The sequence below is a fragment of the Streptosporangium sp. NPDC003464 genome (genome assembly GCF_053588315.1).
On the sequence record NZ_JBSFPS010000350.1, the window covers coordinates 1 to 9,083 of the forward strand.

Here is a 9,083-nt window from a genome sequence, read left to right on the forward strand (position 1 = left end):
GGCGGCGAGGTCTACGGTCACGACGGCGGCACGATCGGGCAGAGCACGTTCTGGCGGGTCGTGCCGGGAGCGGACTTCGCGATCGCGATGAGCTCCAACGGTGGCGACTTCCTCGGCCTGCTCGTCGACGTGGCGCTGCCGGTGATACGCGAGGCCACCGGGCTCACGGTCCCGGACTTCCCGGTCCCGGCCGAGACGCCGCAGGCCGTGGACCTCACGCCGTACACCGGCAGGTACGAGGGGCCGATGCTCGCCTACGAGGTGACCGAGGGGGACGGCGGCCTGGACGTCACCTTGATCCCCGGCGAGTTCATGACCAAGTCGGGCACCCCGCGTACCACCACCCGCTTCGTCCACCACTCCGACCATTCCTTCATCACGGCGGAGCCGAAGGGCGGCGGGCACGAGACGCTCACCTTCGTGGTCGAGGACGGTCGTGCCGCCTACATCCACAACGGACGGGCGCTGCCCCGTGTGTGACACGCTGCGGGAGGTGTTCGACGACGCGGACGTGGAGGGCTTCATCCACGTCCGCGACGTCGACGGCGACGCCGAGATCGGTCTCGGCTCCGACGATCCGGTCGTGCTCGCCTCGGTGTTCAAGATTCCGATCGTCCTGGAGTACGCCCGGCAGGCCGCGGCCGGGACTCTGGAGCGCACCGAGCGGCTGACCGTCACCGCCGCCGACAAGGACGGCGGCATCGGCACCTCCGGCTGTGCCGACGACATCTCGCTCACCCTGCGCGATCTGGCCCACTTCATGATGACCATGAGCGACAACGCGGCGACCGACGTGCTGCTGCGCCGGGTCGGGCTGGACAACCTGCACACCACCCTGCGCGAGCTCGGCCTGAAGCGCACCCACCTGATCGGCGGCTGCGCCGAGCTGCTCGGGAGCGTCGTGGTCGAGCTCGGCCTCTCCGGGCTCTCCGACGAGGAGGAACTCGCCGGGGTGAGCGAGGAGCGGATCCGGGCGTTGGCGGTCCGCGATCCGGAGCGGACGACCTCGAGCACGCCCCGTGAGACCACGACCCTGCTGAGCCTGATCTGGCGGGACGAGGCCGGCCCCGCGGAGGCCTGCGCGGAGGTGCGCAGGATCATGGGCAACCAGATCTGGCCGCACCGGCTCTCCTCGGCGTTCGGCGACGAGGTGAAGGTCTCCGGCAAGACCGGGACCCTCTGGGGGATCCGCAACGAGGCAGGCGTCGTGGAATACCCGGACGGGCGGCGCTACGCCGCCGCGGTCTTCCTCCGGACCACCTCGCTCGGCTTCCGGGATCCCAGGGCCGACGCGGCGATCGGTCGCGCCGCCCGTATGGCCATCGATCACCTACGGGCGTGATGTCGCTCTATGTCCGTTATCGTGAGCGGATGATTGATCGGCCACGAGCCAGCCTGCGACGGATTCTGGAGGATCTGGGTAGCACCGTGCTGGACGTGGCCGCCTCCCCAGGGGAGCTCGACGTCGAGGTCACCGGAGTCCACATCTACGACCCCCTCGACGAACTGCTGCTCCCCGAGGGGGGCATCCTGCTCGCCGTCGGGGTCGACCGCGCCGAGCAGATATGCGCCCTGCTCGACGCGGCGGGCCCGGCGGCGGGTGTCGTCGTCAAGCAGCCGGTGGACGTCGACGAACTCGTCCGCGCGAAGGTCCTGGAGACCGGGGTGGCGGTGCTGGGCCTCACCCGGGCCGCCTCCTGGGCGCAGGTGGCCGCGCTGTTGCGCTCCCTGCTGGCGGAGGGCGACCTCGCCGAGCCGGGCGAGGCCCCGGCGGACGACCTGTTCGCGCTGGCCAACGCCGTGTGCGCGCTGCTGGACGCGCCGGTCACCATCGAGGACCGGTCATCGCGGGTGCTGGCCTACTCCGGGCGTCAGGACGAGGCCGACCCGGGCAGGGTGGAGACCGTGCTCGGCCGCCAGGTGCCGGAACGGTACCGGCGGATGCTGGAGGAGCGCGGATTCTTCCGTAAGCTCTACCAGAGCCGCGAGCCGATCTACATCGAGCTGAACGAAGAGAGCATCAACCGGGCGGCGGTGGCCGTCCGGTCCGGTGACGAGATCCTCGGCTCCATCTGGGCCGCCGTACGGGAGCCGCTGAGCGACCAGCGGCAGCGCGCGCTCGCCGACGCCGCCAAGATCGTCGCGTTGCAGTTGCTCCGGCAGCGGGCCGGAGCGGACACCAGGCGGCGCCTCCGCGCCGACCTGCTCTCCACCGTGCTGGCAGGTGGCAAGGACGCGGCCGAGGCCGCCGGAAGGCTCGGCGTGGCCAGCGAGCGGCTGTGCGTGCTCGCCGCCCAGCTCAGCGGTGGATCCCACTCCGACGCCGCGCACCGGGAGAGCGACAGGCAGCGTTTCTGTGACGCGCTCGCCCTGCACGTCGGGGCCATCCATCCCAAGGCGGCCGCCGCGCTGGTCGGCTCGGTGGCCTACGCCGTACTGCCGTTGCACGCCGGCGGCGACGAGGAGTCGCGGGCCGTACGCGTCGCCGAGAGCTTCCTCGTCCGGGTCGGTCCCCGGCACGTGGCCAACATCGGTGTGGGGCGCCTGGCGGGCAGCCTGGCCGAGGTGGCCCGGTCGCGGGCCGACGCCGACCGGGCGCTGCGGGTACTGCGCGCCCGCGAGGTGTCCGGCGCGGTCGCCGGCTACACCGGCGTGCACTTCGAAGCGCTGCTGTTGCAACTGTCGGACCTGGTCAAGGCCGAGGAGCAGGCGCCCACCGGGCCCTACGAACGGCTCATGGCCCACGACGCCGAGCACGGCAGCGAGCTGGTCGCCACCCTGCGGGCCTATCTGGACGCGTTCGGCGACGTCAACGCGGCCTCGGCCAGGGTGCACGTGCACGCCAACACCTTCCGCTACCGGTTGAAGCGGCTCGCCGAGATCAGCGGCCTCGACCTGGCCGACCCCGATGCGCGGCTGACCGTGATGCTCCAGATGCGGATCTTCGGGCGATAAAACGATGGACCCTCCGCTTTTTCGTAGCGGCGGACGAAGCAGCACCATCGGGAAAGGGCGAGTGTGGGGCATCACCCCCACCTTCCTGGAGTCCCGATGAGAAACACAGGAGCGGCGGCCGTGCTCGGCGCCCTCGGCCTGTTCGCGACCGCGTGCGGCGGCGCGGCGGACCCGCCGTCGGGCGGACCCGCCGTCGGCGGCACCTTCACCTTCGCCATCAGTGCCGATCCCGGAGTGCTCGACCCGGCCATGGGCGTACTCTCGGTCACCAACGCGGTGCTGTCGCTGGCCTACGACACGCTGGTCCAGATCACGCCCGACGGGAAGATCGTTTCAGGACTGGCCGAGAAGTGGGACGTCAAACCCGACTCGGTGACCTTCACCCTCCGCAAGGACGTCACCTGTTCCGACGGTTCCAAGCTCACCCCCGCCGACGTGGCCGCCAACGTCGACCACATCACCGATCCGGCCACCAAGTCGCCCGTCAACGGCGTGCTGGTCCCCACGGGGATGAAGGCCGAGGCGGACGACGCGGCGGGAACGGTGACGCTCTCGACCCCGAAGCCGTTCAGCTTCATCCTGGAGAGCAGCACGCAGCTGTTCGTGGTCTGCGGCAAGGGGGTCAAGGACCGCTCGGTGGTGGCCCGCGCCACCTCGGGTTCCGGGCCGTACACGCTCACCGAGGCGGTGCCCAGCGACCACTACACCTTCCAGGTTCGCAAGGACTACGTCTGGGGGCCGGACGGCGCCACCACGAAGGAGCCCGGCCTGCCCGCCAAGATCGTGATGAAGGTCGTGCCGAACGAGCAGACCGCCGCCAACCTGCTGATCTCCGGCGGCCTCAACGGCGCGGCCGTCCTCGGCGCCGACCGCGCCCGGCTGGAGGCCACGCCGGGGATCACCAAGATCATCAAAGGTATGGGCAACGGGCAGTTCTTCTACCACCAGGGCGACGACCGCCCCGGCAAGGACCCGGCGGTGCGTAAAGCCCTCACCCAGGCGGTCAACCTCAAGGAACTCGCCGGCATCGCCACCGGCGGCACCGGCCGCCCCGCCACCGGGCTGGTGATGGATCCACGGCCGTGCCAGGGCGACACCGTCACCGGCCACGTCCCGGCCTTCGACGAGGCCGCGGCGGCCGCCGCGCTGGACGCCGCCGGCTGGAAGACCGGCGCCGACGGCATCCGCGCCAAGGACGGCCGGAAGTTGACCCTGCGGCTGGTCTACGCCACCACCAAAGGAACGGGGGTGGAGGCCGCGGCCGAATACCTCTCCGCCGCGTGGAAGAAGGCGGGTGCCGACGTCACGCTGAACGGCATCATCGATGCCAAGCTCTCGGAGACGCTCAACGCCACCCAGGACTGGGACGTCATCTGGCTGCCCATCGGCGCCCCGTTCCCCAGTCAGCTCGTCGGTTTCCTGTCCGGCCCGGCCGCGCCGAAGGGCGCCAACTTCGCCCACCTGGCCAATACCCGCTACGAGAAGGCGGTGGCCGAGGCCGTGCTCAAGCCGGGCGAGGAGGGCTGCAAGCTCTGGCGGGAGGCGGAGTCGGCGCTGTTCGACAACGCCGACCTGGTGCCCGTGGTGGAGAACACCATGATGATCGCGGCGAAGAACGCGAAGTTCGACGTGATAGGGAACATGTTCCTGCCGCTGTCCGTCCGGATGACCGAGGCGGGCTGAGTGGCCGGAACCTCTCGTCCCCCCGCCGGTGGCCGCCTGCTCGCCGACCGCGCGTTCTTGAGCCGGATGCTCTCCGCGCGGGCGTTCTCCGGCCGGGCGTCTTCTGGCCGGGTGCGCGGCGCGTTCGTGCTGCGGCACCTCGTCCGGTTCGTGATCTCGCTGGCCGCGCTGCTCGTCGCGTCCTTCGCGATGATCCATCTGATCCCGGGTGACCCGGTGCGCGCGGCGCTCGGCCCCACCGCGCCGGTCGAACTGGTCGCCGCGAGGCGCGCGGCACTCGGGCTGGACCAGCCGATCCTGACCCAGCTGGCCTCCTATGTCCGTAATGTGCTGGGCGGGCAGTTCGGCACGTCGTTCCTCGGCGGGGAACCGGTCGGCGAGGTCATCGCCGACCGCCTCCCCAGCACGCTCGCCCTGGCCCTGCTCGCGACGGTCCTCGCCATGCTCGTCGCGGTGCCGCTCGGGATGTGGGCGGGCATCCGCACCGAGAACGGCCGCAACCGGGGCACCGACGCGGCCTTCACCTCGGTGACCGGCACAGCCGTCGCCGTCCCCGAGTTCCTCTACTCCATCGCCCTGGTGGCCGTGTTCGCGATCGGGCTCGGCTGGTTCCCTCCCGCGGGCAAGGGCGGGCCCGTGTCCTATGTGCTGCCGATCCTCGCCCTGGCCATCGCGCCGGCGGCGATGATCGCCCGCATCTCCCGGGCCGAGACCCAGCGGGAGCTGGGCAGCGACTACGTGCGCCTGGCACGTGCCAAGCGGCTGCCCGCCGCCCGGCTGTACGTGCGGCACGTCCTGCCCAACACGCTCACCGCGACCCTCACCATGGGAGGGCTGCTGCTCACCGGTCTGATCGCCGGAAGCGTGCTGGTCGAGTACGTCTTCGCGTGGCCGGGGCTGGGCATGCGGATCGTGGAGTCGATCACCCAGAAGGACTATCCGGTCGCCCAGGGCGTGATCCTCGTCTACGGCGTGATCGTGCTCACGGTGAACCTCCTCGTCGACCTGCTGCTCGGCGTGCTCGACCCCACGTCCGCCCTGAAGGAGAGCTGATGCGGCAGCTGCTGCGTACCCCCGCCGGGCTGGCCGGGACCACGCTGGTGGCGCTCATGGTGGTCCTGGCGATCGCCGGGCCGCCGATCTGGGGCGCCGAGGCCCAACGCATCGACCCCGCGGTGATCCTCCAGGGGGCCTCGGCCGCGCACCCGCTCGGCACCGACAATCTGGGCCGAGACATCCTCGCCCGGGTGCTGGTCGCCGGTCGGCTCTCGCTCGGCCTCGCCCTGATGGCCACGCTCATCGGCGCGACCACCGGGATCCTGCTCGGCGCGCTCCCCTCGGTGCTGCCCCGCCGCGCCGCCCGGCTGGTCACCGGTACGGTGAACGCGCTGGTCGCCTTCCCCGGGCTGCTGCTGGCCATGTTCACCGCGGTGATCGCGGGGCTGGGCGCACGAGGCGCCGTGCTGGGCATCGGCGTCGCCATCGCGCCCGGCTTCGCCCGGCTCACCCAGACGCTCGCCGCGTCGGTCGCCGGGGCCGACTACGTGTCGGCCGCCCGTATGCTCGGGGTTCCCCGACGGCTGATCATGACACGCCACGTCCTGCCCAACATCGCCGAGCCGCTGATCCTCAACCTCACCCAGGCGCTGGGCGGCGCGCTGCTCGGGCTCGCCGGCATGTCCTTCCTCGGCCTGGGCGTGCAGCCGCCGTCGTTCGACTGGGGACGGCTGCTCTTCGACGGCTTCAGCCGCATCTACGCCACCCCCGCCGTCGCCCTCGGACCCGCCGCCGCGGTGGCGCTCGCGGGCATCGGATTCAACCTCCTGGGAGACGCCCTGGCGCGCGCCGCGTCGCGCACCGCCGTACCGGCGGGCAAGGCCGTCCCGCGGTCCGCTCCCGCGCCCGGAGAGCTCGGGGAGCCCGATCAGGAGGCGGTCCTGGAGGTGCGGGACCTCACCGTCACCTTCCCCGGAGGCGTGACGCCGGTGCGCGGGGTGTCGCTGACCGTCGCGCCCGGTGAGATCGTCGGCCTGGTGGGGGAGTCGGGCAGCGGCAAGAGCCTGACCGCGTCGGCGATCGGCGGCCTGGTGCCCTACCCGGGAGAGGTGGACGCGGCACGGCTGCGGCTGTGCGGCGCCGACCTCGGCGCGCTGCCGGAACAGCGGCGCCGCAAGCTGCTCGGCACGTCGCTGGCGATGGTCTTCCAGGACCCGATGGCCTCGCTCAACCCGGCGCTCAAGGTCGGCGGGCAGCTCGCGGAGGTGGCGACCGTGCACCAGGGCGCGAGCCGCGCCGAGGCCAGGACCAGGGCCGTGGACCGGCTCGGGCACGTGCGCATCCCGGAACCCGGCAGACGGGCCCGGCAACACCCGCACGAGCTGTCCGGCGGCATGCGGCAGCGCGTGGTGATCGCGATGGGCCTGATGGGCACGCCACGGCTGATCATCGCCGACGAGCCGACCACCGCACTCGACGTGACCGTGCAGCGGCAGATCCTGCGCCTGCTGCGCGAGGTGACCGACGAGACCGGCGCGGCGACGCTGTTCATCTCCCACGACATCGCCGTCGTCGGGGAGCTGTGTCACCGGGTCGTGGTGATGTACGCGGGCCGGGTGGTCGAGGAGCTGCCGGTCGAGAAGCTGGCCTCCGACGCCGCGCACCCCTACACCCGTGCGCTGGTCGCCTCGCTGCCCGGCATGGACACCGACAGATCCCTGCCGCTGGCCAGCATCTCCGGACGCCAGCCCTCGCCCGCCGAGATCGGCGACGGATGCGCCTTCGCGGACCGCTGCGCCCTCGCGACCGACCGCTGCGCCGAACGCCCGCCCCTGATTCCGTACGGCGAGGCGCATCGCGTCGCCTGCTGGGAGGCTTCATGATCATCAAGAATCTGACGGTGCGGTTCGGCGCCTTCACCGCCGTCGACGACGTCACGCTGGAGGTCCCGGCCGGGGCGATCGTCGGTCTGGTGGGGGAGTCGGGCTCGGGCAAGTCCACGCTGGCCAGGGCGGTGAGCGGGCTGGTGCCGTACACCGGTGAGATCGTCGGTGGCGATCCGCGGCGAATCCAGATGGTCTTCCAGGACCCCTACGCCTCCCTCGACCCGCGGATGACCGTGGGCGCGTCGGTGGCCGAGGGACTGCGGGTGCCCCGCGCCGCCCGCCAGGGGGAGGTGGAACGGCTGCTGTCGCTGGTGTCGCTGCCGATCTCGCTCGCGGTGCGCTACCCGCGTGAGCTGTCCGGCGGCCAGCGCCAGCGGGTGGCGATCGCCCGGACGCTGGGCGCGGACCCCGAACTGCTGGTCGCCGACGAGATCACCTCCGCCCTGGACGTCTCCGTCCAGGGCGCGGTGCTCAACCTGATCCGCTCGCTGCGCGAGGAACTCGGGCTGTCGATGCTGTTCATCTCGCACAACCTCGCCGTGGTCCGCTACGTCTCCGACGTCGTCGCGGTGATGCACCACGGCAGGTTGGTCGAGGCGGGGCCGACGGAGGAGGTGGTGGGCTCGCCCAAGGAGGCCTACACCCGCTCCCTGATCGAGGCGGTACCCCGCCTCGGACACGTCTGACGGGCGGCCGGCCGGCCGCCCGCATGGGACTTCCCTGTCATCCACCACGGCACCGTCCGCGATGCGGACTTCGACATCGTCCGGGGCATGGAGCCCACGCTGCCGTGCTCTTCTCCGGCCCGCCTCACTCCGGGACGGGAGGCGTCTCCCCCCCGGGGTGAGAGGGATCACCTCTCACCCCGGGGGGAGACACTCTCGTGTGAGACGTCAGAGGGCGATCCACTCGGTGGAGGTGGTGACCTCGTCCAGGAGGTCGGCGATCGGGTCGATGCCGATGCCGGGGGTGGTGGGCACGTCGAGGTGGCCGTCGCTCAGCTCGAAGGGCGTGGTGATGTCGGTGGCGTAGTAGCGGCGGGAGGCGGAGGTGTCGCCGGGCAGGGTGAAGCCGGGCATCGCGGCCAGGGCGAGGTTGGCGGCGCGGCCGATGCCGGTCTCCAGCATGCCGCCGCACCACAGGGCGACGCCGTGGGCGCGGGCCAGGTCGTGGATGCGGCGGGACTCGAGGTAGCCGCCGACCCTGCCGGGTTTGACGTTGATGATGGAGCAGGAGCCCAGGGTGATCGCGGCGGCGGCGTGGGCGGCCGAGTCGATGGACTCGTCCAGGCAGAGCGGGGTGGTCAGGCGCTTGGCGAGCTGGGCGTGCTGGACCAGGTCGTCGTTGGCCAGGGGCTGTTCGATGAGCAGCAGGTCGAAGTCGTCGAGCTTGGCCAGGTGGGGGGCGTCGGTGAGGGTGTAGGCGGCGTTGGCGTCGACCTGCAGCAGCAGGTCCGGGCCGAAGCGTTCGCGGACGGCGCGGACGGGGGCGACGTCCCAGCCGGGCTCGATCTTCAGTTTGATCCGGACGTAGCCCTCCGCGAGATAGCCGCCGACGGCGTCC

General features: G+C 71.7%; 7 protein-coding genes and 1 pseudogene. 7 read left to right on the forward strand and 1 reads right to left on the reverse strand.

Going from position 1 to position 9,083, the window contains the following annotated elements; genetic code table 11:
- The 7 genes and pseudogenes from ACWDS7_RS43635 to ACWDS7_RS43665 all read left to right on the forward strand — a co-directional run.
- Positions 1-480: pseudogene (locus ACWDS7_RS43635) on the forward strand (serine hydrolase domain-containing protein); the annotation flags it as partial.
- Positions 481-493: 13 nt separating this feature from the next.
- Complete coding sequence (locus ACWDS7_RS43640) at positions 494-1,342, forward strand: serine hydrolase (protein WP_451934084.1); 849 nt, start codon at positions 494-496, stop codon at positions 1,340-1,342.
- Between the two features lie 29 nt (positions 1,343-1,371).
- Entirely contained in the window at positions 1,372-2,955 is a 1,584-nt protein-coding gene (locus tag ACWDS7_RS43645) for a PucR family transcriptional regulator (RefSeq protein ID WP_451934085.1), read from the forward strand.
- A 96-nt stretch (positions 2,956-3,051) separates the two neighbouring features.
- Positions 3,052-4,638: an ABC transporter substrate-binding protein gene (locus ACWDS7_RS43650; RefSeq protein WP_451934086.1), complete on the forward strand. Its 1,587-nt coding sequence runs from the start codon at positions 3,052-3,054 to the stop codon at positions 4,636-4,638.
- Positions 4,639-5,691 carry an ABC transporter permease gene (locus ACWDS7_RS43655; protein WP_451934087.1) on the forward strand — a complete coding sequence of 351 codons (1,053 nt, stop codon included), beginning with the start codon at positions 4,639-4,641 and terminating at the stop codon, positions 5,689-5,691. It begins immediately after the preceding gene.
- Positions 5,691-7,517, forward strand: coding sequence for a dipeptide/oligopeptide/nickel ABC transporter permease/ATP-binding protein (locus tag ACWDS7_RS43660; protein ID WP_451934088.1), 1,827 nt, complete (start codon positions 5,691-5,693; stop codon positions 7,515-7,517). The genes ACWDS7_RS43655 and ACWDS7_RS43660 overlap by 1 nt, the downstream gene beginning before the upstream one ends.
- Positions 7,514-8,206, forward strand: coding sequence for an ABC transporter ATP-binding protein (locus tag ACWDS7_RS43665; RefSeq protein WP_451934089.1), 693 nt, complete (start codon positions 7,514-7,516; stop codon positions 8,204-8,206). Before ACWDS7_RS43660 ends, ACWDS7_RS43665 begins: the two co-directional genes overlap by 4 nt.
- Before the next feature lie 207 nt (positions 8,207-8,413).
- Here the strand turns inward: ACWDS7_RS43665 and menC are convergent.
- On the reverse strand, positions 8,414-9,083 hold a 670-nt coding region (gene menC, locus ACWDS7_RS43670), incomplete at its 5' end, for an o-succinylbenzoate synthase (RefSeq protein ID WP_451934090.1).

What these genes read in the sequence shown, in the direction of transcription:
- ACWDS7_RS43645 (WP_451934085.1), top strand. Translation starts at nt 1,372, where the DNA reads ATGATTGATCGGCCACGAGCCAGCCTGCGACGGATTCTGGAGGATCTG.
- ACWDS7_RS43650 (WP_451934086.1), top strand. Translation starts at nt 3,052, where the DNA reads ATGAGAAACACAGGAGCGGCGGCCGTGCTCGGCGCCCTCGGCCTGTTC.
- ACWDS7_RS43660 (WP_451934088.1), top strand. Translation starts at nt 5,691, where the DNA reads ATGCGGCAGCTGCTGCGTACCCCCGCCGGGCTGGCCGGGACCACGCTG.
- ACWDS7_RS43665 (WP_451934089.1), top strand. Translation starts at nt 7,514, where the DNA reads ATGATCATCAAGAATCTGACGGTGCGGTTCGGCGCCTTCACCGCCGTC.